We start from the raw sequence: 24,632 nt of genomic DNA on the forward strand, positions 1-24,632 counted from the left end.
GAGTTAGCACTAAACGGGTATGAGCATTAAAAGAGCGGTAATTGCCGAACATTCTTACAAGCCAATGCAGATGATTGCACCAATGTGATACCGATGGGATTGGTTGGTGAGGTATTTATAACGGTAACCATTTGGATTTTATCGCGATTACAGCGTAGTGTTGGAGTGGTTAAAACGAGTGACAAGTTGATGGGGCAAGCCTTAATTGATGCAGTGGTAAAACAAGATATCATCACCGTAAAACAGTTGATCAAACAGGGTGTTGATGTCGAATATGTCGACTCACAAAATATGACGGCATTATTGCATTGCTGCCAACTGCAATTACTCGATATTCTCATCTTATTGGTTGAAGCTGGGGCCGATGTCAACCATGCCAATAACTTAGGTCACCTTCCTGTTGAACTGGCCCATTGGCATGGCGAGTTTCATATGGGGAGTTATACCGCCACGAGTCAAAAAATGGTGAAGTATTTGGAGCGCTATGGTGGCGTTTAACGTGGTCATCGATAAATTGTATTGTACTTCAATATTCAATCACGGGAGCTGTAAATGGATAAGGGATTATTTAAAATATTAAAGAAAATCTATTTTAAAAAGTCTTATATCAAAGACGAAAATGGATATATGCAAAGAATAGATAATGGAGATCAGTTTGATTGCGAGTCTGGGACTACACACTATTCTAATGACGGTTTATCTAATGCAGAAATACTAACAATTGAACAGAGTGGTTATCCTGTTAATCAGATAATCAAATATAGTCATGATGAATGTATTAACGCTTATAAAACGTTGCTTGAGCATCCTCACTTATCGATTGAGAATTTGATTTCGGCATATATATGTGGCTTTTCAAGTTTTCCAAGAGGAAGACAACCCATATTAAGTTATTTGTTCGCTCAAGCAGTTCCCGAACATAAAATAGTTAGCGAAGGGGATGTTTGTCCCGTTTGCTCTATAAGAAGAAATGTTTGGATAGAAAAAGGACATAAAATATTCAGTTGCTATGCCGGAAGTGTATGGAACGAAAGGTGGTGTGGTAATCTTGTTGAATTAGAGGAGTTTACTGCCATTCCCCCTTGTACTCCTACACCAGAGGATATCAGTATATTGACATCGTTAATCGATATGATCCGTCAAGCTCCTCAAGATGAAACACCCGGAAAATTAGAACAGCGCATCAAGAAAGCTAAAATTATTCCTAACTATGAGAAATATAGTTTTCGCGGACAATTAATGGTATTGGCTGAATTGGGAATTATGCCAAATCCGTATGTAAAACCTTTATATGATGGATTCACCCATTTTACCGATATCTGTAGTGTGAAATACCCTGGAAGTACTCGATCGGATATTATGCTTCCTCTCGCGGGGTGGCGAGGCGAAAATAGTATAAATGAAACAAGGCTTCAAGCGTTATTGGGTAACATAATACGGTGAGATAAAGGTTACCAAGGTTATTATTGAGTGAGTATAAAAAAGCGTCCGGTTATGGACGCTTTAAAATCGCTGTTTTATCAATATTGACAAACACTGATAATATCAATCAACGGATAATTACTTAAGTTTTTTTGCCTTGCTCGGTGCTTGACCCACCTTCATTTTTACGCGGCGGCCCTGCATGTTTTTCTCAGCAGCAACTTGAGCGCCGACGTTGTCGGTTCTTTGTTGCTTTTTGGCAAAACTGCGGCGGGTTTGTAATTGCTTTAATAGCAATTCGCGGCTGCCAACTTCATAACCTGGCACAGTGACGCGGCGAATCTGTTGGCCAATCAATTTTTCGATATCGGCTAACGTGCGCTCTTCTTCGCGGCTCACAAATGAAATGGCTACGCCTGTTTTTCCTGCACGGCCTGTACGACCGATACGGTGTACATAATCTTCTGCGAGGAAAGGTAAGTCATAGTTGACTACGTATTCAAGGCTTGGGATATCAAGACCACGGGCGGCGACTTCGGTGGCAACCAGTACGCGCACATCACCCGCCACAAACTCACGCAGGGCGCGGCGACGACTGCCTTGGCCTTTTTCACCGTGGACCACTTCAGATGGGATACCATCTAAGTTTAATTCTTTGACTAGCGTATCGGCGGCTTCACGGGTCGCAGTAAATACCAATACCTGTTGCCAGTTTTTCTTGCCGATAAGCTCAGAAAGCAGTTCGCGTTTACGGCGTTGTTCAACCGGATAAACCACTTGGCTAACGGTGTCGGCTGTAGTGTTTTGTTTATCAACGCTGATCACTTGCGGTTTAACCATCATGTCGTTGGCGAGTTTTTTCACGGCACTTGAGAAAGTGGCCGAGAACAACAGGTTTTGACGCTTCTTATTTACCGCTTGAAGGATTTTTTGGATATCGGCGCTAAAGCCCATGTCGAGCATGCGATCGGCTTCGTCTAGCACTAAAAAGTCGACGTTCGACAGGCTTAAGTTACAGGCGGTAAGGTGCTCAAGTAAGCGACCTGGGGTGGCAACAATCACATCGGCGCCGCGTTTCAGCTTTTGCGCTTGAGTCTCGATCTTTACGCCGCCGTAAATGGTTAAGACACTGAAGTTTAAGTACTTGCAGTAAGCCGTAACGTTGTCTGCCACTTGAGCTGCAAGCTCACGGGTCGGCGTAAGGATCAATACGCGGGCATTCGACTTTAGCGTTTCGCTTGGCTTTTCAACCATCTTTTGCAGGATCGGCAGCGCGAAAGCGGCGGTTTTACCTGTACCGGTTTGGGCACTGGCTAAGACATCTTGGCCGCGGCGGATAGCAGGTATCGCTTGCTGCTGAATAGGCGTCATTTGTTGATAACCGCAATCTGAGATAGCGCGCAAAATCTCGGGGGAAAAACTAAAAGATTCAAATCTCATTTTGGATTCCTATCGTTCACTTATTCAAACATTCAAGCGCCACTAGCCTCTTTATCACTCGTCTAAAGGAGAGAGGTGTACCGGCTGGCTCATTCTTCCACACAGATTTTATAAGAAAAATGGCGGGCGCGGAGTATAGCAAAAATTTCGGTTAAAACCTGTACTTTTTAGTGTTTTGGCATTTTATCTGCATCATTTCATCAGGAGGGGATAAAAGGTTTGGCACTGGTTCAGGTGGGCTAGGTCTTATTGATCTATACAAGGGTTGAGTAAAATATGGACTCAACAATATGGATTAAAGCTCGCTACATTAGAAAATACCGCAACCTAGGCTACGGTATTTTGGATCTTGTACTTATGTTTAACCGAAGGTGCGCCTCAGGCCGAGGGCTTTTTCGGCATTGTGTTTAAGAAGATGGGCTGCATCACCAATCAGATGGGTTGCGGCTAAGTTCTCGGCGCTGGCATGGGTGATGGAGTGAATATTACTGGCGATCTCATTGACCACTTGACGCTGTTGATCGGCTGCCACTGCATTTTGTTGGGCAAAGGTGTGGATATCACTCACTTCTTGGTAAATGGTGTTTACATTGTCGGCGGACAGTTGAATATCGCTGGCACAACGCTCCGCATGTTGACGGCTTTGTTCCATTTCTTTGGCCCATGCGTTGAGCATAGTGAACATCTTATCGACACTCTTAGAAATACTGTTGGTTGATAGCTGGGTTCTGCTCGATAGGGCGCGTACTTCATCGGCGACCACGGCAAACCCACGGCCTTGTTCACCCGCACGGGCAGCTTCAATCGCGGCATTGAGGGCGAGGAGATTAGTTTGCTCGGCAATAGAGTCAATTTCGCCCATCGCATTAGCGACTTGCTCGGCTTCTTTATTTAATTGATGGGCATTGTTGGTGGCATCGGCAACAGACTTTGCCAGTTGCTCCATTTTTTGAGTGTTGGCCTTCATGTTGGCACTGCTTTTAAGGCAGAGATCATAGGCGGTATTGATGCTGGTAGAGGTGAGATGGGTATTCTGCGCCACTTCTGTGATGGTTGAACTCATTTCTTCCATCGCGCCAGAGAGCTGTTCTAGCTGACTTTTCTCCTGATCTAGGCTGACATAGGTTTGCTCGGTCGCAACCACTAATTGATCGGCAATTGCATGTAATTGATTGGCTTGATCTTGGGTGCGCCCAAGTACGCCATTCATTTTGGCCTGTAGCATGATGAGCTGGAAATCGAGAATAGAAGAGGTATCTGCACCCGAGTAAATGTAACGACTGATAGAGTCATATTTGGTTTGCATTTCAATCAGTTTAGCGGGAATACGAAAAGCCTCATCGTAGAAAATGGCGAGGTTTAAACTCATCAGAATCGCCCCTGCGATAATCACGCCCCAGCCCCAAAAGTAGCCAGCGATCAGTAAACCTGTGGAGGCGACAACCGCAGATACGATACGTTTTTGCATTAAACTTAAGGGTTTAGGAATGGATTTGTCTAATTTGAGTCTTTGGTAAATCTCATTAGCTTTCGTGACGTAGGCGACTTGAGGCTGAATGCGCACCGATTGGTAACCGACAATAATGCCGTTTTCAAACAAGGGAGACACAAAGGCATCGACCCAATAGAAGCCACCATTTTTACAGCGGTTCTTGACTATGCCGCGCCAAGATTGGCCTGACTTAAGTTTTCCCCACATTTCCTTAAAGGCGGCACTCGGCATATCTGGATGGCGCACCATATTGTGGGCACTGCCAATTAATTCTTGATCGCTATAGCCTGAGACTTCGGCAAAACGGGCGTTAACGTAAGTGATGATACCGCGAGTATCAGTGGTGGAAATGAGTTCATCTTGTGGTGTTAGGCGGATTTCTTGATCTGATCTCTGTGTATTAACTATTTTATTTGCTGAGGCGTTACTCTGGCTCATTTAGTGTGTCCATTCAGGGCCGATGTGGTTCATTAGGGTTCAGGGCGCGGTGTTAGGCGCGAATTTTCTTGTGCTGACTCTCATCGGAGTAAGCTTGTTATGTGATAAGAGTATCATTTTTGTGTGGGTATAGGAGAGCGGTTTCTCATGGCTGACTAGTGAAAATCAATCGTTCGTCGTATTTATAAGCTATTGCAATATATAAAGTTTTTAAGTAGTGAGAATATGATGTTAAACGAGCGTTTATCCTGTTAAATCGTTAATTCTAGTATTTTGTATAGGGTTATTCTTTTATGTCTTGAGTGGGTATTTGTCATTCATCTTAAATATAAATTATGTTCGATGATATTGGACTAATGTCGTTGATTCGGCTTGATATCGCAGTATTCATGGAGCGCCTTATTGGCCTTAGTCTATTCTTTAATGGGCAACAAAAGATGGCTTATTTCTCCTTGCTTCAGCGGTGTATCTTGATTTTGCTCTTCTACTTCATTAGCTCACAGCGGGAATGCTACATAAGAGGAACTTCCCATGGCGATATCACTTAGGCGTGGTGTAACTAAATTAGCCACAGCGTCCTTGGGAACAGCGGCGGCACTGCCACATTGGCGACGTTTGATCTTTGAACGTTTATTTGGCTTTCTAGCGATTCTCTGCGTGCCTGTATATATCACTAGTGTGTATTTATGCATCATCGCTGATCTCTGGTTTATGGTGGTATTTGATACGCTGGCTTATCTGTTTTTACTGCTTTTACTGTATTTTCCTAAGCTTGCTGATAGTACGCGTTTTGGCTGTGGCTGCTTGCTGGGTTTTGCTATCGGCATCGGTTTTTTAATTGCGATTGGCCCTTCGGGAGCTGGTTTTTTCTGGTTATTTATTTTCCCGCCGTTAGTCGGTATTTTTTTAGGCAATCGAGCCAGCTTATATGCCCAGTGTTTGAATGGGCTAAGTTTGGTATTGATTGGTTTTGCCTATCATTTTAATTGGCTCAATTGGCCTGAAACCCAAGGTTATAGTGTCGGTATTTGGGCCGTTGTCGTGGTCAATTTTATCGTGACCAATGCTATGTTGACGTTAACCATCACTTATTTATTAGGTAAGTTGGCTGACGCACTCGATTCAACCTTAGCATCACGCCAAGCTACCGTATTAGGCTTAGCTAAACTCGCCGAATACAGAGATAACGAAACGGGCGCGCATTTGCTACGTATGCGGCAGTATTCGAAAATGCTTGCGTCGCAGCGACTACTGGCCGCCAATCCTCCTGCAGAATTGAACGAAGATTATATTCAAGACATTAGTTTGTCGGCCATTTTGCACGATATAGGTAAAGTCGGTATTGCCGATGCGATTTTGCTTAAACCGGGTAAATTAACGCCGCAGGAGTTTGAGCAAATTAAAGCTCATCCTGTGATCGGGGGACAAGTGCTACGCAGTTTGTTGGAATATGCGCCCCAATGTACTTTTATTCAGATGGGTCGCGATATTGCCTCGGGTCACCATGAAAAGTGGGATGGTAGTGGTTATCCCCTTGGTTTGAAAGGTGAAGATATTCCACTTTCGGCGAGGATAGTGGCCCTAGTTGATGTTTATGACGCGCTGACTTCTCCCCGATGTTATAAGCGGCCCTTTAGCCACCAAGAGGCTATCGACTTAATTATTGAAGGCAAAGGTCAGCATTTCGACCCTGAATTAGTCGATTGTTTTATTGAAATTCATCAGGACTTTGAAGTGTTGTCTAAAGCATCGCTGGATGATGCTTATCAGCCGATGGCACAACCTACTATGGTTTAGCGACTCATGTTTTTAAATCGTGTTTTGAAATCATGGTTTTGAAATAAGGCGTGGGTTTTAAAACACACAGATAGCGCTAAAAAAACGCCCAATGCTAATTGCCTTGGGCGTTCTATTTTATAGTGTCTAAGTGACTAATATAACGACTTAAATCGCTACTTATCAGCGGAGTGCTAAATTGCTTTAGTCACTTGAGTTAACCAAGCCAGTTCATCACCCGACATTAACGGAGAAAGTGTATTGAAGACTTGCTGATGATAAGCATTAAACCAGTCTATTTCCGCTTGCGTTAACAGGCTCTTATCAATAAGGCGCGCATCCATAGGGATCATCGTCAGTGCATCGAACTCATACATTTCACGCTCAGCCCCTTTAAGTGCTTCACAGTGCTGAACGACGACGAGGTTTTCTAGGCGAATACCGAAATCGTCGGCGCGGTAGTAACCCGGCTCGTTGGAAAGCACCATGCCGGGCATCAATGCGATACCGTTGACATTTTTACCTATGCGCTGCGGACCTTCGTGCACACTTAAAAAATGACCCACACCATGGCCTGTACCGTGATCGTAATCAAAACCATGTTGCCATAAATATTGGCGGGCGAATGCATCGAGCTGCTGGCCTGAGGTGCCTTTCGGGAAGCGAGCTTGGTCGAGGGCAATATGACCTTTTAGCACCAGCGTAACCATTTTTTTATGCTCATCGGTCACTTCACCTATCGCAATGGTACGGGTCACATCTGTCGTGCCATCAATATACTGAGCGCCAGAATCCACTAAGTAGATGCTGTCCATTGTCATCATGGCTGGTGTGCCATTGTTGTGATTGTAATGGCACATAGCGGCATTAGGACCGGCAGCTGAAATCGTGTCGAAACTTGGCTCGCGGTAACGCTCATCTTCTAGGCGAAAGCTTTCCAATTTATCCGCAAGGGTGCCTTCATCGTGCATACGATTGGCTGCCACTTCGGCATCGAGCCATGCAAGGAATCGACTCACTGCGACGCCATCGCGGATATGACAGGCACGCATGCCGGCCAGTTCTGCGGCGTTTTTCTGCGCTTTAGGTAAAGCGACAGGATCGATTCCAGCAATTAATTTTGCTCCTGCCTCACGGGCAATGTTTTGTGCCCAAGCGTTTGCAGAATTCGGATCGGCAAGTAGTTTTACATCCTGCATGCTGGCGAGTGTATCGGCAAGAGATGCCTCGTCCTTAAAGCTTACGCCAGCACCAACATGCTCCTCAATGCCCTCTGGGAGTTTGCTTAAATCGGTGAAAAGCTGCATATCGCCATTGGCGTGGAGCAGGGCACTGCCGAGTACAACGGGCAGGCGTGGTACATCATTGCCGCGAATATTGAGTAGCCAGCAGAAAGAATCTAAGGCGGCGATTAAGGCGACATCACCACCGGCTTTTTTTACTAATGCACCAATTTCAATGCGTTTTTGCAGGCTGGTTTTACCAGCACTCTCGTTGCTAAACAAAGTGATAGGCGCGTTCGACTGTGCTGGCCGATTCTGCCAATGCAAATCGATAGGGTTTTGTTCAACTGCAACTAATTCGATTTGGGATTTATTTAAGGTTGCTTTGGCATTTTCATACCAAGCTAAGGTGTGTAAGCGCGCATCGAAACCAACGCGAGACCCTGCTGGTAGCGTGTCACATAACCACTCAATTTGTGGTGTATCGGTTAGGCTTTCATAACTGAAAAGTGTGGCATCGACTTGTAAACGAACTTGAACCGTATAGCGGCCATCGGTAAATATTGCGGCTTTATCTTTCAATACGATAGCCATACCCGCCGAACCGGTAAAGTTGGTTGCCCAGTACAAACGTTCGTTATGTGCTGGCACATATTCGCCCAGATATTCGTCGGCACGGGGAATAATAAAAGCATCGAGATTAGCAGATGTTAATTCGTTACGAATAGCACCGAGACGGTTAGCGATTGATTGTGACATAAGGGCTCCAATAGAGACTGGCATGCTATGCGAGTCGGTAGGCGAAGATCGCCTAAGGATGAGTAGGTTTATGTTGATTTGAGTTTTAACCGGCTTGGATTATCGCAAGTCTAGCGCGCTAGATGCAAGGGTAGCGAATAAAGGATTTTGTATACAATCGTGAATTTGTGCAGGTAAGACGCTCGAGGTTATGGAGTTTGTTGTTAATTTATTTATGTGATTTTGAGCATGAAAAGTGAATTAAATAAAAGGTTGGTCATGTTTTAATTAGGACTTGTTCCTTAAAAATTAGCAACTTAAGTTTTATTCAATCGCTAACATTTGGACCCTATGCTAACATTTGCCATCTCTACTCGGGGTCAGAGTGGGGCACATGTATCAGTGGAGTAAGCGATGCAAATACTAACAATAGATGTGGGCGGTACCAAAGCCCTGTTCGAACTTCAGCTCGCGGGACATACAGAACAATATAAAATCCCCACAGGTGAAGGTTTTAAAATTGAAGAGTTAAATAATCAAATTGCGGCGTTTGAACGTGATTATGATTTACAGCATTACCAACTAGCGATTGCCGTACCTGGACTGGTACAAAATAATCGTTTGGTTTCTTGTAAATCTTTACCTGGACTCAATGGATTGAGCTTCGATACAGTCAAAACCCAGGGTGAGCTTAAGTTTATCTGCAACGATATCGATGCGGGTATGCAAGCGACTTGTGATGCGAAATATGCCTGTGAGTTATTGGTCATGTGCGGCACTGGGATCGGTATGTCTATTGCCTTTAATGGACAAGTCTTTACGGGAGCGACGGGCGTGGCGGGGGAGTTGGGGCCTTGTCGCGTGATGACAGAATCTGGTGAGTTTAGTTTAGAGCAACTGGCCAGTGGCGATTCAGTGCGCAGCCGCAAAATCTCCACTCAGGATGATTTATATCGCGCGGGCAGTTATCTCGGCATGGGATTAGCGTGGGCGGTTAATTTATTTAATCCCAATCGAATTTGGCTTGCTGGCGGTATGATGAATAGCGCTCCTTACTACAAAGGCTGCCTCGAAAGCTTAAAGCAAATGGCATTGAGCGCGCCCTTAGCTGAGATGAAAATCAATCGTGTCGATGATATGGAAACCTTGGTTTGCCGCGGTTTATCTGTGATGCTCGCAAGGGACTATCCTCGTGCATAAGGATCATAAATGCCCCGCGCATAAGGATCATCATGTTGCTCGACAATGGTTTGCGCCATGAATGTTTAGTGATTGAGGTTTAGCTGCATAAGCGACGTAAATTGTGAAATATAAAGCAGGACTTATGATGCCTTTGGCATATCGAGTCCTGTTTTTTTATTCTTAAAGTATTCAGATGATCCTCATTACCCAAAGTAAATATTAGCGATAGTTTAATTTGCATAATTCCTTTCTTATCAGATGCCTAGTTCTATTTACGATTTTAGCCAATAACACAGTTGATAATATTTTGTTGCAATTTTATTGCGCTTACGCTTATGCTGATATTTGCAATGACAACGTTGTCATTGTGTGTAAAAGGCAAACCAGTTGAAAAACTGGGACGCAAAGCCTCCGGTCTAAGGGTTCGTCTGTACCTATGATAGCGGGGATACCACAGGTTTTTCTTCGTGCAGTTGTCAGTCGTTTTGCATGGTTTTAAGAGAGTGCTGTTTCCTGTCTACGCTTTGTTTGCCTTATTGATTCATATAAAAATTCAATAGGGATATCTCATGTTCAAGACTCAAATTTCAACATCAGCCTTGCTAGTGGCATCAGCGCTGGCATCTACCATCAGTGCCAGCGCTGATGCAGCGGCGCCCGGTAAACCGACTTTAGGTTGGGGCGAAACTAAGTTCGCTATTATTGAAGTGAATCAAGCGGCTACCGCTTACAATCAATTAGTTACGGTGAAAGATGCCGCCGATGTCTCCGTCAGTTGGAACCTTTGGAGTGGCGATGTGGGCAATAAAGCCCAAGTGTTGCTCAACGGCAATGTGGTTTGGGAAGGCCCATCTGGCGCGTCGGGAATCGCTAACTTTAAGGTGAACAAGGGCGGCCGTTATCAGATGCAAGTACAACTGTGTAACAGCGATGGTTGTACGGCGAGTGATGCTAAACAAATCCTCGTGGCTGATACTGACGGCAGCCATTTAGTGCCACTCAATGCTCCCCTAAAAGAAAACAACCGTCCCTATGCTAATAAATCAGGCAAAGTGGTGGGAGGTTACTTTGTCGAATGGGGCGTATACGGTCGTAAATTCCCGGTCGATAAGATACCTGCGCAAAACTTAACCCATATTTTATATGGCTTTACCCCAATTTGTGGTGGTAATGGCATCAATGATAGCTTGAAAGAAATCGAAGGCAGTTTCGAAGCGTTGCAACGTGCTTGTAGTGGTCGTGGTGATTTTAAAGTTGCGATTCACGATCCTTGGGCGGCGATTCAAATACCGCAGGCGGGAGTGAGTGAGCATTCAGATCCTTACAAAGGTAACTTCGGTCAATTGATGGCACTTAAGCAAGCACATCCAGATTTGAAGATTTTACCTTCGGTCGGTGGTTGGACCCTCTCGGATCCCTTCTTTTTCTTCGGTGATAAAGCCAAGCGCGATATCTTTGTCGCTTCGGTGAAAGAGTTTCTACAGACATGGAAATTCTTCGATGGCGTTGATATCGACTGGGAATTTCCAGGGGGGAATGGCGCTAACCCAAATTTAGGTAATGCCAATGACGGTGAAACCTATGTGACTCTGATGCGTGAACTGCGGGCGATGCTTGATGAACTAAGCGCCGAAACGGGTCGTACCTATGAGCTGACCTCAGCCATTAGCGCTGGTGACGATAAAATTCAAAAAGTCGATTATCAGGCTGCTCAGCAGTACATGGATTACATCTTCTTGATGAGTTACGACTTTAATGGTGGTTGGACTAATACTGAACTCGGCCATCAAACCAATCTGTATGAAGCGAGTTGGGATCCCAATACCCGTTACACCACAGCTAATGGCGTTAATGCGCTGTTAGGCCAAGGTGTGACCCCAGGGAAAATTGTGGTCGGTGCCGCTATGTATGGCCGCGGCTGGACAGGTGTTAATGGCTACAGTGGTAATAATCCTTTCACGGGGACGGCAACGGGCAAAGTGAAAGGTACTTGGGAAGCTGGTGTGGTGGATTATCGTCAGATAGCGAACGACTATATGGGAAGTGGTTGGACTTACAGTTACGACGAAACAGCTGAGGCGCCATCTTTGTTCAAGGCATCTACTGGCGATTTAATCACTTTCGATGATGCTCGTTCAGTTAAAGCCAAGGGGCAATATGTGCTTTCTAATCAACTTGGTGGGCTTTTTGCGTGGGAACTTGATGCCGATAATGGTGACATTCTGAATGCCATGCACGAAGGTTTAGGTCATGGTGAAGGCACCACTCCGCCAGTGAATAAAGCGCCCATTGCCAATGCTGGCGCGGATGTGAATGTCACCGGTCCCGCCGATGTGACGCTCAATGGTAGCGGTTCGCGCGATCCTGAGAATAACGCGCTGACGTATCTTTGGACGCAAGTGTCTGGCCCAACTATTACCATCGCAAACGCGGATATGGCGAATGCGGCGATTCAATTGGGTGCAACATCTGCCGATGTCGTCTATGGTTTTAGCCTTAAAGTCACCGATCCTGAAGGGTTATCTGCCACAGATTCAGTGACAGTAACCAATAAGGCAGATACACCGAACCAAGCACCTGTAGTGACTCTGGCTCCGACTGCGACAGTTGAAGCGGGTAAAACCGTCAGTATAGTAGCGAGTGCCTCCGATGCAGATGGTGATGCCTTAACCTACGCTTGGACTGTGCCCGCAGGCGTGTCGGCAACCGGGCAAAATAGTGCCACGTTAGTGGTTACTGGCCCCAATGTTACCGAAGCGACCCTCTATGGTTTGAGCGTGTTGGTTTCCGATGGTGCCTTAGATGCAAGCGCATCGACTAATCTGACTGTGACGCCAAAAGTGGTTGGTGGTGGGTGCGATGCAACCGATCCCAATGCCGGTAACTATCCTGCTTGGCAAACCAGTGTGGTATACAACACGGGTAATACTGTGAGTCATAGTCAGTTGGTATGGAAAGCAAAGTATTGGACTCAGGGCAATACGCCATCTCGCACCGCAGACCAATGGCAGCTACTCAGCCAAGTTGATCTCGGTTGGGATGCGGGTGTGGTGTATAACGGCGGTCAAACTACTCGCTATAACGGTCGTGTTTGGAAGGCGAGTTACTGGACTAAAGGTGATGTACCGGGTGTTGCAGCAGTATGGGTTGATATTGGCGCGGCAACCTGCCAGTAATTATCCAAAATTTTGATATTATTGGTTAAAAAATAAAGCCCTGCGAAGATTCAGGGCTTTTTTCTTTATTAAGCGTTAGGTTTTTTTATGAATACAGCCGAATGCGTTAAGACAGACTCATTGAAGACTGATTTAATCAATCTTAAGCAGTTCCACATCAAAAATTAACACAGAACCACCACCAATCTTGCCCGTGCTACGGTTACCGTAGGCGAGTTCACTGGGAATAAAAAACCGCATTTTATCGCCAACAACCATAAGCTGTACGCCCTCAGTCCAACCTTTAATCACCCGATTAAGCGGAAATGCGATGGGTTCGCCGCGATCAACCGAACTGTCAAACACAGTACCGTCAATCAAAGTGCCATGATAATGGACTGTCACTGTATCGCTGGCTTTAGGATGAACTGTGCCATCGCCCTGAGTTAATACTTGATATTGCAAACCTGAAGCTGTGGTGATCACACCTTCTTTGGTTTTGTTTTGTGTTAAAAACTCATTGCCTAAACGGATATTTTCTTGGGCGGCTTTTTGGCCGTTCATCGAGGTAAAGAAGTAAAAAATCACCCCAGCAATCACCACAACGGCAAGTAACATTTTCATATAAAGAGCACCTTAGTTAATTTTTGCCATATTATCAGTTTTTTAGCATCAGATGCTATCGGCACTCGCGTGTGCGTTGAGCTGGATATCTGGTGCTACCAGTTCAAACCGTTAAAAACTCCCTCAAGACTTTATCCTGCTTTAGAGATCGCTTAATCTGTGGGCTTAAGACTCAATAAAAATTCAATAAAAACAAATAAGAACTAGGGCGTGTTGACGTTTTAGTTCAGATAATAAACAAGGAAAGTCTATGTTAAACAAAGCGGCAAAACCTCTGGTCAAACTCGTCGACCGATATCTACCCGATCCTTATATTTTCGTGCTTTTACTTACCTTAGTCGTATTAATTGCTGCTGTGGTTGCCGAACATAAAACCCCGCTGGAAGTCATCAATTATTGGGGTGATGGCTTTTGGACGCTGTTAAGTTTTTCGATGCAGATGCTGTTAGTGCTGGTGGCAGGATTTATGTTGGCAAGCTCCCCGCCGATTAAAAAGCTGCTCGATGCCATTGCTGGATTGGCTAAGTCGGCACCACAAGCCATTATTTTAGTGACTTTGGTGTCACTGGCCGCCAGTTGGATTAACTGGGGTTTTGGGCTAGTGGTGGGCGCGTTATTTGCCCAAGCCTTAGCTCGCAAAGTAAAAGTGGATTATCGGCTGCTGGTCGCCAGCGCCTATTCCGGCTTTGTGGTTTGGCATGGTGGGCTTGCGGGTTCGATCCCATTAACCATAGCGACGGTGGGGCATTTCTCTGAATCGCAAATCGGTATCATCCCCACCAGTGACACCATTTTCGCGAGTTATAATTTATTGTTAGTGGCAATTCTGTTTGTGGTCATGCCCTTAGTAAATCGCTTTATGCTGCCAGAAGAAAAAGACAGTGTTTATGTCGACCCAAGCGCCCTTGATGACAAAGACGCTGAACTTGATTCTTCGGCGTTAGAGCTTAACTCTGCAAATATGAGCGAGCGTCAGCCTGAAAGCCGTCCTGCGGATAAGTTAGAAAATAGCCGTTTACTCGGCTGGAGCGTCGGTGGCGCTGGGCTTGTATACTTAGGTTATTACTTTTGGGTGCAGGGCGGCAGCTTAAACCTCAATTTAGTGAACTTCTTATTCCTGTTCCTCGCCATCCTTTTACATCAAACACCACGCAGTTTATTAACCAGTTTGAATGAGGCCATTAAGGGCGGCGCAGGTATTGTTATCCAATTTCCCTTTTATGCGGGCATTATGGCTGTGATGGTGCAATCGGGTTTAGCCCAAAGTATTTCGGAAGGTTTTGTGGCCATCGCTAGCGCCGAGAGCCTGCCATTTTGGAGCTTTATCAGTGCAGGAATTGTGAATATTTTTGTGCCATCGGGAGGTGGCCAATGGGCGGTGCAGGCACCGATTATGTTACCCGCCGCACAGGCTTTAGGTGCAGATGTCGCTCGGGTCGCAATGGCCGTTGCTTGGGGAGATGCGTGGACTAATTTGATTCAACCTTTCTGGGCACTGCCCGTGCTGGCGATTGCAGGCTTAAAAGCGCGGGATATTATGGGCTTTTGTTTAATGCAATTGATGATCACTGGCGTGATTATCAGTATCGCGTTGAGCTGGTTCTAAAGGCAAAGTGACAGCCAATTTTGCATTTTAGAGAAAGTGTAGGGCAATTTTAAATTGCCCTTTTTTATTGGTGATGAATGATTAAAACCACTTTTGTGGGTATTGCCGGCGGCAAAGTAAGTTGTGATATAGCCAACCAAAAGCCAGAATGAGCGCAACACCACTGGCGACGGGCATATACAGAAAATCCCAGTGCTGCGCCGTGAGCATAACGACCAGAGGATTCGCTCCCGCTGGTGGATGCACAGTATGGGTTAGCATCATAACCGCTATGCCTAATCCGACCGCAAGCCCTAAGGCTAGCGGGGAGACTCCTAAAGTATTTAGAATTATCAGTCCAACCAAACTCGTGAGTAAGTGGCCGCAGAGAATGTTTCTCGGTTGAGCGAGTGGACTTTCTGGCAAGGCAAACAACAACACCATAGTGGCACCAAAGGGGGCCATCAACCAAATGGTTTGCGGTGTTAGCTGTTCAAGCGTCGCTAAACTACTGATACACAAAGTGGCTCCACACCCTGCGAGCAAGGCCATCTTTAGATTCTGTGGAATGATTCTTTGCATCTTTTCTCCCATTAATGGCTTGTGTTAAGCCCTTATTTTGATCATGAATTGTGGACGTGAATGTTCAGCAAACCATCGCCGCTAACATGCTGTGGTGTTCCGTGTTCACTCTTGATTTCACTATTAACTTAATTTAGTTACCGAGGAAGACAGATCTGTCTACCTCTGTGGATATTCTCACGAGTAGACTGACTTGTCTACTCGTGAGAAGATAGGACTCATATTTGTTAGCTAAAATTTGCTAACGAATGTTTACCAAAGAAGAGGAATGAGTTGATGCAGGGCACTGAGATTCAGACAGGTACGCCATCGGATAAACGGCAGCAATTGGTCATTACCGCATTTAAACTGTTTTATTTTCAAAGTGTGCATGGGGTGGGGATTAATCAGATTCTGCAGGAATCGGCGATCGCCAAAAAAACTCTGTACCACCACTTTGCCAGTAAAGATGAGTTAGTTGAAGCCGTGGTTCGCTATCGTGATGAGGTATTTTATCAATGGCTTAGCGAGCGAGTGAACGCATTGCCAGCGGGACGGGAGGGCATTGGTGGGTTATTTATCGCGCTCGATGATTGGTTTAATCAAAGAGTGCCGCAACTGTGTGAGTTTCGCGGCTGTTTTTTTATCAATGTCAGCGCCGAATTTACTGAGCCGAGCCATCCAGTGCACCAACTCTGCGCCCTGCATAAACTGCGAGTGGCGAGTTTAATTGAACAGCAAGTATCGGCATTGGGCTTGCCAGAAGCCAAGACCCAATTTCTCGTTGCAGCAATAGGTTTACTCAAAGAGGGTGCGACAGTGTCGGCGCAACTAAAAGGTGACACTCAGTCAGCACTGTTGGCGTTGTCTGTGGTTGATCAGTTGATCGATACCGCGACTCATGCTGCTTAGAGTGCCACCCTTAGATAGCGATTCTTAGATAAGGCGCCTCATATAAAGGCCTTTGTATAAAAGCCCTTAAATAAGAGCATTAGATAAACATATCTACGGCGCCGGTTTTTATGCCATAACCCAGCACGGCTAAGTTAGCGACAACGGTGAGCCAAAAGACGTTTCTAAATGAGGCTTTAATGGACTTGTGTCTTAACAGGTTTTGGGCAAATAGAGTGCCTGGCCAACCGCCCATGAGGGCGAGCAGATGTAATGTGCTTTCTTTAGTGCGCCATTTATTACGTTTAGCGGCGGATTTATCGATGGCATAGGCGATAAAGGTGAGCAGGCTTAGTGTGAGGTACATGCCCGCAATCCCGACTGGCAGCATATGTTGCTGCGCTGCGCCGATTAAGCCAGCAAGAAAAATCACCACCAATAACAGCGGCATAAGGCTTGAGCCTGAAGCGGCTGTATTGGATTTTTGAGTGCGGCTACTTTGGGCGCGATTGTTCTTTGTGCGACTGTTCTGAGCGCGACCGCTTTGTGCTCGATTCTTTTGCGGGCGATTGGTTTGAGGTGAAGCGCTGTTGCCCGTTTTGGTAGTTTTTTTGTTTGTCATTATCTGGTATCAATCTCGTGTCAGTGTTTTTAAGCTTGCTTGTGTTCTTGTGATTCCGTGTATTTTTTAAACGCGAGGTGGCGCCACAGTTTCTCTAGCGGCCCTTGTTTGAAATAGTGTAAGTACAGGCTGGCTAACAGTAATTGCACTACTGAATAAACCAGCGCCATGGCCATGTATCCCCATCTATCTAAGCTCAATAGCAATTCGGGAGCTAAGTGTCTAAACACTAACACGCCAATGATGGATTGCAGAATATAGAGACTAAACGCGAGTTTGCCTACATTTTGCAACGGAGTCAGTATATTAGGATTATTCTGGCAAACCTTAACTATAATGTGGATGTAAATCAGCGCCATAGGAATAGCACTTAGCATGATTAACACATCTGAAAACGCAACAAGAATAGTATTTTTCGTTAAACCTAAGATGGTATCAAGCAGTGATAGCGTTACGCTTGCTAGCACTAACTTCACCAGTACCGATTTGCTAAAACCTTGCTCAAAAGTCCCTTGTTGATACAAAGCCATGCCGAGCAACATCAAGCCAGCCGTAAACCACATTATGGTAAAAGGGATCACCAGTGCCATATAGCCAACTTGCATCAAATGCAGTAACAGTTGGTCGGCATAGCCAGAGGTCCATGCACTGTATTGCTCTGCAAATAGACTCGATTCTCGAGTGAAAGGTTCATCGCTGCCCGTAAGGCTAACCAGCGTAATGATAACTAAGGCGCTTAAAATAAAAATATTCGCTTTGCGCTTAAGGGCTTCAACACTTAAATCTTTGTAACACAAAGCTAAAAATCCACTAATGCCATATGTGAATAAAATATCACCTGACCAAATAAAAATGCCGTGGAGTAGGCCAAATACAATTAACCATTTTAAACGTGATCGCAGTAGGGGATAAGCTTCTAGGCCTTTGGCGCTAAATCGCTGATATTGAATAAAAAGCCCGACACCAAACAGGATGGAAAATAGACTGATAAAGCGTGCCTCGATGAAAAAGTTACTGAACACTTTGATAATGTGATCCGACAGCGGCTGTGTTTCATGGGGCGCATAGCCAAAAAAAGTAATGCCCATAAAATAGATATTCATAAAAAATATCCCCAACACAGCTAAACCGCGAATAGCATCGAGGTTGGCATTACGCTGTGCGGGTATCGTCATTACAACAGGCTGCGTGGAGTCTGATCTTGACCAAGGGTCTTTAGGTAAGTTGGCTGGCACGTTAGCTGAGTTCCTTTCGCTAGTAGACATGTTCCACTTTTCACTGGGATTTGGGAGGGCTAGCCTAGCAGGCGCTAGCCTCCAATGAAATACAGTCAACACAAAAAGTAAAATACAGGAAAGGTAGAAAGTGAACTAGCGCCAACGTAAAAAGTGAAATACAAAAATGCAGAAACGGATTGAGAAGACTGTCGAACCATTACTCGCCGATATCTTCGTTCCAGAGTGTGGGATGACTGGCGATAAAGTCCTGCATCAATTGTTTGCACTCGGCATTATCGACCACAGTGACATCCACGCCGCGGGATTTTACATAGGCTTCTGGCCCTTGGAAGGTAGCGTTTTCACCGACGATGACTTTTGGTATGCCATAAAGTAATACTGCGCCGCTGCACATATCGCAGGGCGATAGGGTGGAATACAAGGTCGCCCTTTGGTACTCGGCGGCGCTAAATCGGCCGGCATTTTCGAGACAATCCATTTCGGCATGCAGTACTGAACTGCCTTTTTGTACCCGTTTATTGTGGCCGCGCCCGACGATTTTGCCATCGATCACTAATACCGAACCAATGGGGATGCCGCCCTCGGCGAGTCCTTGCTTAGCTTCTTCAATGGCTGCCGCTAAAAATTCATCCATCTTGATATCCTTAAAATATGAACCCTGAGTATTGAACTCAGCATAGCACTCGTTTGGGAGACAATCTAAATGGTTTTGATTTGTTGCTTCAATAAGTCCCTCAGGCTATCGAGAATTGGCAGAGAAGCCATTTCTGGCCGATAAATCAGGCAGATATCGGCGGGGATGGTTTGTTTTAACTGAATAAACTTTACCCTAGGCCAAGGTTGTGAAGCATAACTTTGCGGCACTATGGATACCCTGTTATCGCCAGCGATGATAGCCATCAAGCTATTGGGCTCGACCATTTCCTGTACTAATTGCGGCATAAATTCTGCGGCCTGACAGCTGGCGATAATCAAATCGCTAGAGGCGGAATTGGCACGGCTGAGTAAGGTAAAGGGCTCATCTTTGAGTTCACTCAAGTCGATGCTTTTACGTCTAGCGAAGGGATGCTTACTTGCCAGTGCTAACACCATAGGTTCGCTGGTGATGGTTTCGGCGAGAAGGTGCGGCAAATTTAAGGTGTCGGCGTAGCGCACTAGGCCAAAATCGATTTCTTGATGTGCTAAGGCGACTTTTTGAGTTTCAGGTGATAACTCTTGAAATATCAGCTCATTATCAGGGCATTGCTTGCGAAAGCTTTTCAGTATGTCACCAAATCCCATCCAAAACAGCGAGCTCATGATGCCAATCCGAATATGGTTTCTATCGAGTCGCCCAAGCTGAGCCACTTGTTCCAATGAGGTATTCACCAGCTCGAATATTTGTTCGCACTTCTCTCTTAACAATTGGCCATAGGGCGTGAGCTCGACCTGACGAGTGCTGCGGGTGAACAGCTCAACGCCAAGGAGCGATTCTAACTCTTTGATTTGTGCGCTCAGCGGAGATTTCGATAGATGCAGTTGTTCGGCGGCAGCGCTAAAGTTTTTCACTTCAGCCACTCGATGAAAATACCGCAGCATCTTCAAGGTGACGAGTTCTGATGCGTTTATCGTGCTCATTTTAGGCTCACTATTTTCAGCTATTGTCCTTTTTATCAGCACAATAGTGCGGTTAATCGCGATTATTTGCAATCCTAAGCCCGCTTATACTGAGGGTCGCTTACTCTTTCATTCTTTTGCTATGAGGTACCTTGTATGAGCCATGATCCTGTTATTAATGCCCTTGCGACGATTCGAGCCTGTAAACCGAATTTCTCTCCCCGTGCTGCTATGATTTTGGGCTCAGGGCTTGGCGCGTTTGCCGATAATTTAGATAACAAAGTAGTGATCCCCTATGAAGAGTTAGACGGCTTTCCTGTGAGTACCGTCGTCGGCCACTCTGGAGAGCTTGTGCTCGGCAGCTTACATGGCATCGATATAGTGTGCATGAAAGGCCGCGGGCATTTTTACGAGCACCAAAGCATGAAGGTGATGACGACGCCTGTGCGTACTTTCAAACGGTTAGGGTGTGAATTGTTACTCGTGACTAACGCTGCGGGTTCATTACGGCCAGAGCGGATCGGCGTGGGATCATTAGTGATTTTCAGCGATCACATCAATACTATGCCGGGTACGCCCATGACGGGCGCAAATGATGATAACTACGGCCCACGCTTTTTTAGCCTAGCCAATGCTTATGATAAAGATCTGAGAGTAGAAGCCTTAAGTGTCGCAAAAGCCGCAGGCATTGAAGTGAATCAAGGGGTCTTTGTGTCTTACTCTGGCCCGTGTTTTGAAACCGCGGCTGAAATCCGCATGATGCAAATTATCGGTGGCGATGTAGTGGGAATGTCCGTGGTGCCAGAGGTGATTTCGGCGGCGCATTGTGGTTTGCCCGTGTTGGCTGTGTGCGCTATTACCAATATGGCAGAAGGATTGGGGGACGTGCAGTTATCCCATGAACAAACCTTAAAGTGTGCCAAGCTTGCTGAAGCCGACTTTATCCGTTTAATTGAGCAATTTACCGCAAGCCATTTCGCTTAATATTTTGCATAACGGTGCAGCTATATTGCGATAGGGCTGGGATTTTAAAAGCTCGTATCTAACAGTTCGTACTTAAACGTGAGCGAGCAAGGCGCCGCGCAATTCAGTTCACCGAATGTTTTTGCGAAATACGGCTGAAGGTTAAAAAGTAAAGGGAGCAAAGCTCCCTTTTTAAATGCTGACATTAAGTGTAAGTCTTGATTCAAAGCGTTTATTTTTGCGGTTTTTCTGAAATCCACAATTTGATATGTCCTTTCACCACAACCACTCCTTGGGTGTCGTAGGCGGTGACGGGGACCAGCATATCGCCGGGAGTCCATTGCTCTGGGGTCACTTCGGCGACACATAAAATATCGCTGCCTGCTTTAGCCGTATAATCCAAACTCATGCCCTTAGGTATCCAACGTAAATGTTTTGGAATAGAGGCTTCGGCCATCACGCCCATGGCCATTTCTAGACCATTACAAATCGCAATCACATGCACAGTTTTTATATGATTATGAACGGCATGGCGTTTTTTAATTAAACAGGCGCAATGATTAAGGCGTAATTCAGTGATCAGTGGTTTGATGGTGCCGAAATAGGGCGCCATGCGTGAAACCATGATTGAAAACAGTTTTTGGCCGAAGGGATAACGGCGAGTTTTGTGGTAGAGCGCGAGCACTTTATTAGGTTTTTGTTCTGCAGTGCTAGAAGAGTCTGTCTGGCTCATGGTCATCCTTAATAATGGTGCAAAGGGGTGTTGTTATCTTGAGCCTGTTCCAAGTTGAGCTTGGGTTGCTCTGGTCGGATGAGTGTAACATTAGGATAACAACAAATACCAGTCGGCTTAATTAAGTAAACTTCATTTCGCGGTTTTAAGTGTAACACCGTATAATTGCGGCCAATTTGTCGTGTAGCGGCAATGGCATGTTGATTTAACTACAAGGACTCACAGTGAAATATTTGCTGACGTATTTTAAGGGAATGGCCATGGGCGCTGCTGATGTTGTGCCTGGCGTTTCGGGCGGCACCATAGCGTTTATTACCGGTATTCTCGATACTTTGCTCGATAGTGTAAAACGCATTAATCCTTCCCTTTGGGGCGTAATCAAGTCGCAGGGCATAAAAGGGGCATTTTCCCATATTAATGGTGGCTTTTTAGTGAGTCTGCTGGCGGGGATCCTGACCAGTATTTTTACCTTTGCGAAGCTGATTTCTTGGTTGTTGGCGGTACATCCCATCCCGATCTGGTCGTTCTTTTTTGGGCTTATTCTTATCTCTGTCGTGCATATGCTTAAGCAAGTGAGTGGTTTCACTGTGGCACGTTTAGGTTTATTTGCGCTTGGTGTGCTGGCTGCATGGGCGATTACTGTGCTGAATCCGGTCGCGGTAGAAGCCAGTTACATGAATATCTTTTTCGGCGGCGCGATTGCGATTTGCGCTATGGTATTGCCAGGAATTTCAGGCAGTTTCATCTTATTATTGTTAGGGTTATATCCTGTGGTCCTCGCTGCCGCTAAAAATATTCAGCTGGATATTTTGGCCTGTTTTGCTGCTGGTGCCGTGATGGGATTACTGACGTTCAGCCATTTATTGTCGGCGCTGCTGCGTAAATACCATGATGCCACTATCGTGTTTCTAACCGGATTAATGTTAGGTACCTTAGGTAAAATTTGGCCATGGAAAGAAATCTTAACTTGGCGGACCAACTCCCACGGCGAACAAGTACCTTTGCTAGAGCAAAATATTTCCCCGCTTAATTTTGAGCAAGTAACGGGTCAGCCCTCACAACTGATGTTAGCCATTGTGTGTATGTTAGCGGCGATTGCACTGGTTTGGGGGTTAGAGAAAGTGGGCAAAAGAGATTAGCCCTTTGTTACCTCAACATCATATTCAATAAAAGCAGCGAGATACGCTGCTTTTATTTTTTTGCTCATATGCTCATCTTACTTGAATCAGGTCAGCTTTCGACTTTAGGGCAATGTCATTTTAGCCCTGTTTTGGTTACAATCACAGTTCACATTTAGCGTACTCAGTCGACGTTATGTTCCAGTTTAAACTCAGTGAGAGTTTGCAGTTACGATAAGGATATACTTGTGGATAAAAAACAGGTCTCGTGGGGCGGTGTAGCGCTGGCGATTTTTGCCTTGGGTCATGTGGTTAACTTACTCATAGATAAACAAGATTCTGATATATCGCCCGAATTAAAACAGCAAATTTCTGACACGATATTGGCTCACAGATCACCATCCGCCGCGAATAATTCATTAACGTCCATTCCGAGCAATCTTGAGGTGGCCGACGATTCTACCAAAATCCCTATGCCTGCCCAGTTAGCCCAAGTGAGTCAAATCTACAGTAATCTCAGTGCATTTGCGGCACTCAAGCAAGACGGTACTGTGGTGGCATGGGGCGATGCTGAATGTGGTGGCGATATCAATAATGCCGCAGAGCCTCTGGTTAATGTAAAAGAGTTATACGCGGCGGAGAATACCTGTGGTTTTGCGGCCTTAACCCGTGATGACAAACTTATCCCTTGGGGGATGGGGATGAAGCAAGTGCTGACAGGCGTTCGTTCTTTTGTGTTGGCAGAAGGGCTTTATGCGGCCATCAAACAAGATGGTAGCGTAGTCAGTTGGTCTAATCTGGATTCAACACCAGCCGAACTGCTCTCGGGTCAATATGCTGCGCCTGCGATGACCAATATTGATTTTGTGTTGATTAATAAAGGTGCCTTTGCTGCCTTAAAGCTGGGGGGAGCAGTAGTGACTTGGGGCGATGCCGCTTATGGTGGCGATAGTCGCCACGTGGCCTCTGAGCTTAACCATGTCGATCTGCTCTATGCCAACAATAATGCTTTTACCGCGAGGACTGCGACGGGAAAATTAGTGTCTTGGGGCGGGGTCAGCGATGATCAAAAAGGCCACGAACAACTGGCAAAACTCAGCCAATTAGCGCCTGCCGTGAAAGTTGTCAACACGGATCATGGGTTTGCGGCGCTGCTGGCGGATGGCAGCGTATATACCTGGGGTGAGGGCGAATTGACTGAGTATCACGTCGCGTTTCCAGCGCGTTTATCTACTACAAAACGCGCCAATAAAGTGATTGATATTTATGCAAATCGTGGCGCATTTGCCGCCTTAACCATCAGTCGTCAACTGCACGTATGGGGCAGTAAATTCAATGGTGCCGATACATCAGTCCTACAGGATAAGTTGCAAAAAGTGTACAAGGTTTATCCCTTTGAGGAGGGTTTTGTCGCGTTACGCAGGGATAATACGGCCATTGCTTGGGAAGGTTGGGACTTGGTAGACAAGCAACCACGCTATCAAGAAGTCACTCAGGTGAGCAAAGTGGTGACTTATGAGCGGGAGTTTGCCTTTTTAAAACAGGATGGCACTGTGGTTGATGGCCACTCTGGACCCAAAACTGAAATCACCCAAGCAACGGATATTTTCCCGACAGGCTTAGGGTTTACGGTTAAACGCCAAGATGGTTCGATTGCGGTGTGGATGGGAGGCGAGGCTGCGTTAACATTAGATAAACAAGCCGTTGATTTGAGCCAAATGCGCGACATTCGTAGTAATTTGCTCGATGCCATTGCTTTAATGGCCGATGGCACAGTGCAGGCATGGAATATGATGGGCTTTAGCGGACGAGCTGCGCAATAACAAGCGCAATCA

20 protein-coding genes and 1 riboswitch are annotated in these 24,632 nt (G+C 45.7%); of the genes, 10 read left to right on the forward strand and 10 right to left on the reverse strand.

Features of this window, described 5'->3' with window-relative positions:
* Positions 1–93: 93 nt before the first annotated feature.
* Together L5M40_RS16415 and L5M40_RS16420 are read left to right on the forward strand one after the other, a co-directional pair.
* Positions 94–498, forward strand: a complete 405-nt coding sequence (locus tag L5M40_RS16415) for an ankyrin repeat domain-containing protein (protein ID WP_263256944.1) — start codon at positions 94–96, stop codon at positions 496–498.
* Between the two features lie 54 nt (positions 499–552).
* On the forward strand, positions 553–1,443 hold the full coding sequence (locus L5M40_RS16420; protein ID WP_263256946.1) for a hypothetical protein: 891 nt from the start codon (positions 553–555) through the stop codon (positions 1,441–1,443).
* A 117-nt stretch (positions 1,444–1,560) separates the two neighbouring features.
* On the opposite strand, the gene L5M40_RS16425 is transcribed toward L5M40_RS16420, so the two are convergent.
* Together L5M40_RS16425 and L5M40_RS16430 are read right to left on the reverse strand one after the other, a co-directional pair.
* A complete protein-coding gene (locus tag L5M40_RS16425) occupies positions 1,561–2,862 on the reverse strand; it encodes a DEAD/DEAH box helicase (protein ID WP_028761337.1) in 1,302 nt (433 codons plus the stop codon).
* 361 nt (positions 2,863–3,223) lie between these two features.
* Entirely contained in the window at positions 3,224–4,792 is a 1,569-nt protein-coding gene (locus L5M40_RS16430) for a methyl-accepting chemotaxis protein (RefSeq protein WP_212600787.1), read from the reverse strand.
* A gap of 531 nt (positions 4,793–5,323) precedes the next feature.
* On the opposite strand from L5M40_RS16430, the gene L5M40_RS16435 reads away from it, so the two are divergent.
* Positions 5,324–6,589: an HD-GYP domain-containing protein gene (locus L5M40_RS16435; RefSeq protein WP_263177029.1), complete on the forward strand. Its 1,266-nt coding sequence runs from the start codon at positions 5,324–5,326 to the stop codon at positions 6,587–6,589.
* Positions 6,590–6,762: 173 nt separating this feature from the next.
* On the opposite strand, the gene L5M40_RS16440 is transcribed toward L5M40_RS16435, so the two are convergent.
* Positions 6,763–8,550, reverse strand: a complete 1,788-nt coding sequence (locus tag L5M40_RS16440; protein ID WP_263177030.1) for an aminopeptidase P family protein — start codon at positions 8,548–8,550, stop codon at positions 6,763–6,765.
* A gap of 393 nt (positions 8,551–8,943) precedes the next feature.
* On the opposite strand from L5M40_RS16440, the gene L5M40_RS16445 reads away from it, so the two are divergent.
* Both L5M40_RS16445 and L5M40_RS16450 read left to right on the forward strand, forming a co-directional pair.
* Complete coding sequence (locus L5M40_RS16445) at positions 8,944–9,729, forward strand: ROK family protein (protein WP_028761333.1); 786 nt, start codon at positions 8,944–8,946, stop codon at positions 9,727–9,729.
* A 349-nt stretch (positions 9,730–10,078) separates the two neighbouring features.
* Positions 10,079–10,167: riboswitch (cyclic di-GMP riboswitch) on the forward strand.
* Positions 10,168–10,280: 113 nt separating this feature from the next.
* Positions 10,281–12,887: a glycosyl hydrolase family 18 protein gene (locus L5M40_RS16450; protein ID WP_263177031.1), complete on the forward strand. Its 2,607-nt coding sequence runs from the start codon at positions 10,281–10,283 to the stop codon at positions 12,885–12,887.
* 132 nt (positions 12,888–13,019) lie between these two features.
* On the opposite strand, the gene L5M40_RS16455 is transcribed toward L5M40_RS16450, so the two are convergent.
* Positions 13,020–13,490, reverse strand: coding sequence for an FKBP-type peptidyl-prolyl cis-trans isomerase (locus L5M40_RS16455; RefSeq protein ID WP_028761331.1), 471 nt, complete (start codon positions 13,488–13,490; stop codon positions 13,020–13,022).
* 250 nt (positions 13,491–13,740) lie between these two features.
* Here L5M40_RS16455 and L5M40_RS16460 point away from each other — a divergent pair, with 250 nt between their 5' ends.
* Complete coding sequence (locus L5M40_RS16460) at positions 13,741–15,096, forward strand: short-chain fatty acid transporter (RefSeq protein WP_263177032.1); 1,356 nt, start codon at positions 13,741–13,743, stop codon at positions 15,094–15,096.
* 81 nt (positions 15,097–15,177) lie between these two features.
* On the opposite strand, the gene L5M40_RS16465 is transcribed toward L5M40_RS16460, so the two are convergent.
* Positions 15,178–15,657 (reverse strand): HPP family protein, encoded by a 480-nt coding sequence (locus L5M40_RS16465; protein ID WP_028761329.1) that lies wholly within the window; start codon positions 15,655–15,657, stop codon positions 15,178–15,180.
* Positions 15,658–15,933: 276 nt separating this feature from the next.
* On the opposite strand from L5M40_RS16465, the gene L5M40_RS16470 reads away from it, so the two are divergent.
* Complete coding sequence (locus L5M40_RS16470; protein WP_263256948.1) at positions 15,934–16,548, forward strand: TetR/AcrR family transcriptional regulator; 615 nt, start codon at positions 15,934–15,936, stop codon at positions 16,546–16,548.
* A 79-nt stretch (positions 16,549–16,627) separates the two neighbouring features.
* Here the strand turns inward: L5M40_RS16470 and L5M40_RS16475 are convergent, their stop codons facing one another.
* From L5M40_RS16475 to L5M40_RS16490, 4 genes are all read right to left on the reverse strand, one after another.
* Positions 16,628–17,149 (reverse strand): DUF1294 domain-containing protein, encoded by a 522-nt coding sequence (locus L5M40_RS16475; protein WP_263177034.1) that lies wholly within the window; start codon positions 17,147–17,149, stop codon positions 16,628–16,630.
* A 29-nt stretch (positions 17,150–17,178) separates the two neighbouring features.
* A complete protein-coding gene (locus L5M40_RS16480) occupies positions 17,179–18,384 on the reverse strand; it encodes a DUF418 domain-containing protein (RefSeq protein WP_263177055.1) in 1,206 nt (401 codons plus the stop codon).
* Positions 18,385–18,583: 199 nt separating this feature from the next.
* Entirely contained in the window at positions 18,584–19,021 is a 438-nt protein-coding gene (locus L5M40_RS16485; RefSeq protein WP_263177035.1) for a nucleoside deaminase, read from the reverse strand.
* 65 nt (positions 19,022–19,086) lie between these two features.
* Positions 19,087–20,004: a LysR family transcriptional regulator gene (locus L5M40_RS16490; RefSeq protein WP_263256949.1), complete on the reverse strand. Its 918-nt coding sequence runs from the start codon at positions 20,002–20,004 to the stop codon at positions 19,087–19,089.
* A gap of 135 nt (positions 20,005–20,139) precedes the next feature.
* On the opposite strand from L5M40_RS16490, the gene xapA reads away from it, so the two are divergent.
* Positions 20,140–20,967: a xanthosine phosphorylase gene (gene xapA / locus L5M40_RS16495; RefSeq protein WP_263177037.1), complete on the forward strand. Its 828-nt coding sequence runs from the start codon at positions 20,140–20,142 to the stop codon at positions 20,965–20,967.
* Positions 20,968–21,178: 211 nt separating this feature from the next.
* Here the strand turns inward: xapA and L5M40_RS16500 are convergent, their stop codons facing one another.
* Complete coding sequence (locus L5M40_RS16500) at positions 21,179–21,679, reverse strand: hotdog fold domain-containing protein (protein ID WP_198573750.1); 501 nt, start codon at positions 21,677–21,679, stop codon at positions 21,179–21,181.
* A 224-nt stretch (positions 21,680–21,903) separates the two neighbouring features.
* Between L5M40_RS16500 and L5M40_RS16505 the strand changes: the two genes are divergently transcribed.
* On the forward strand, positions 21,904–22,818 hold the full coding sequence (locus L5M40_RS16505) for a DUF368 domain-containing protein (protein WP_263173184.1): 915 nt from the start codon (positions 21,904–21,906) through the stop codon (positions 22,816–22,818).
* Positions 22,819–23,045: 227 nt separating this feature from the next.
* Positions 23,046–24,620: a hypothetical protein gene (locus tag L5M40_RS16510; RefSeq protein WP_131523621.1), complete on the forward strand. Its 1,575-nt coding sequence runs from the start codon at positions 23,046–23,048 to the stop codon at positions 24,618–24,620.
* The last annotated feature ends 12 nt before the right edge of the window (positions 24,621–24,632 follow it).

The sequence above is a fragment of the Shewanella sp. SM68 genome, assembly GCF_025653925.1.
Lineage (GTDB): Bacteria > Pseudomonadota > Gammaproteobacteria > Enterobacterales > Shewanellaceae > Shewanella > Shewanella oncorhynchi.

Bases quoted from the DNA above. Each gene is read 5' to 3' on its own strand.
- L5M40_RS16415 (WP_263256944.1), top strand. From the start codon at position 94: ATGGGATTGGTTGGTGAGGTATTTATAACGGTAACCATTTGGATTTTA.
- L5M40_RS16420 (WP_263256946.1), top strand. From the start codon at position 553: ATGGATAAGGGATTATTTAAAATATTAAAGAAAATCTATTTTAAAAAG.
- L5M40_RS16425 (WP_028761337.1), bottom strand. From the start codon at position 2,862: ATGAGATTTGAATCTTTTAGTTTTTCCCCCGAGATTTTGCGCGCTATC.
- L5M40_RS16430 (WP_212600787.1), bottom strand. From the start codon at position 4,792: ATGAGCCAGAGTAACGCCTCAGCAAATAAAATAGTTAATACACAGAGA.
- L5M40_RS16435 (WP_263177029.1), top strand. From the start codon at position 5,324: ATGGCGATATCACTTAGGCGTGGTGTAACTAAATTAGCCACAGCGTCC.
- L5M40_RS16440 (WP_263177030.1), bottom strand. From the start codon at position 8,550: ATGTCACAATCAATCGCTAACCGTCTCGGTGCTATTCGTAACGAATTA.
- L5M40_RS16445 (WP_028761333.1), top strand. From the start codon at position 8,944: ATGCAAATACTAACAATAGATGTGGGCGGTACCAAAGCCCTGTTCGAA.
- L5M40_RS16450 (WP_263177031.1), top strand. From the start codon at position 10,281: ATGTTCAAGACTCAAATTTCAACATCAGCCTTGCTAGTGGCATCAGCG.
- L5M40_RS16455 (WP_028761331.1), bottom strand. From the start codon at position 13,490: ATGAAAATGTTACTTGCCGTTGTGGTGATTGCTGGGGTGATTTTTTAC.
- L5M40_RS16460 (WP_263177032.1), top strand. From the start codon at position 13,741: ATGTTAAACAAAGCGGCAAAACCTCTGGTCAAACTCGTCGACCGATAT.
- L5M40_RS16465 (WP_028761329.1), bottom strand. From the start codon at position 15,657: ATGCAAAGAATCATTCCACAGAATCTAAAGATGGCCTTGCTCGCAGGG.
- L5M40_RS16470 (WP_263256948.1), top strand. From the start codon at position 15,934: ATGCAGGGCACTGAGATTCAGACAGGTACGCCATCGGATAAACGGCAG.
- L5M40_RS16475 (WP_263177034.1), bottom strand. From the start codon at position 17,149: ATGACAAACAAAAAAACTACCAAAACGGGCAACAGCGCTTCACCTCAA.
- L5M40_RS16485 (WP_263177035.1), bottom strand. From the start codon at position 19,021: ATGGATGAATTTTTAGCGGCAGCCATTGAAGAAGCTAAGCAAGGACTC.
- L5M40_RS16490 (WP_263256949.1), bottom strand. From the start codon at position 20,004: ATGAGCACGATAAACGCATCAGAACTCGTCACCTTGAAGATGCTGCGG.
- xapA (WP_263177037.1), top strand. From the start codon at position 20,140: ATGAGCCATGATCCTGTTATTAATGCCCTTGCGACGATTCGAGCCTGT.
- L5M40_RS16500 (WP_198573750.1), bottom strand. From the start codon at position 21,679: ATGAGCCAGACAGACTCTTCTAGCACTGCAGAACAAAAACCTAATAAA.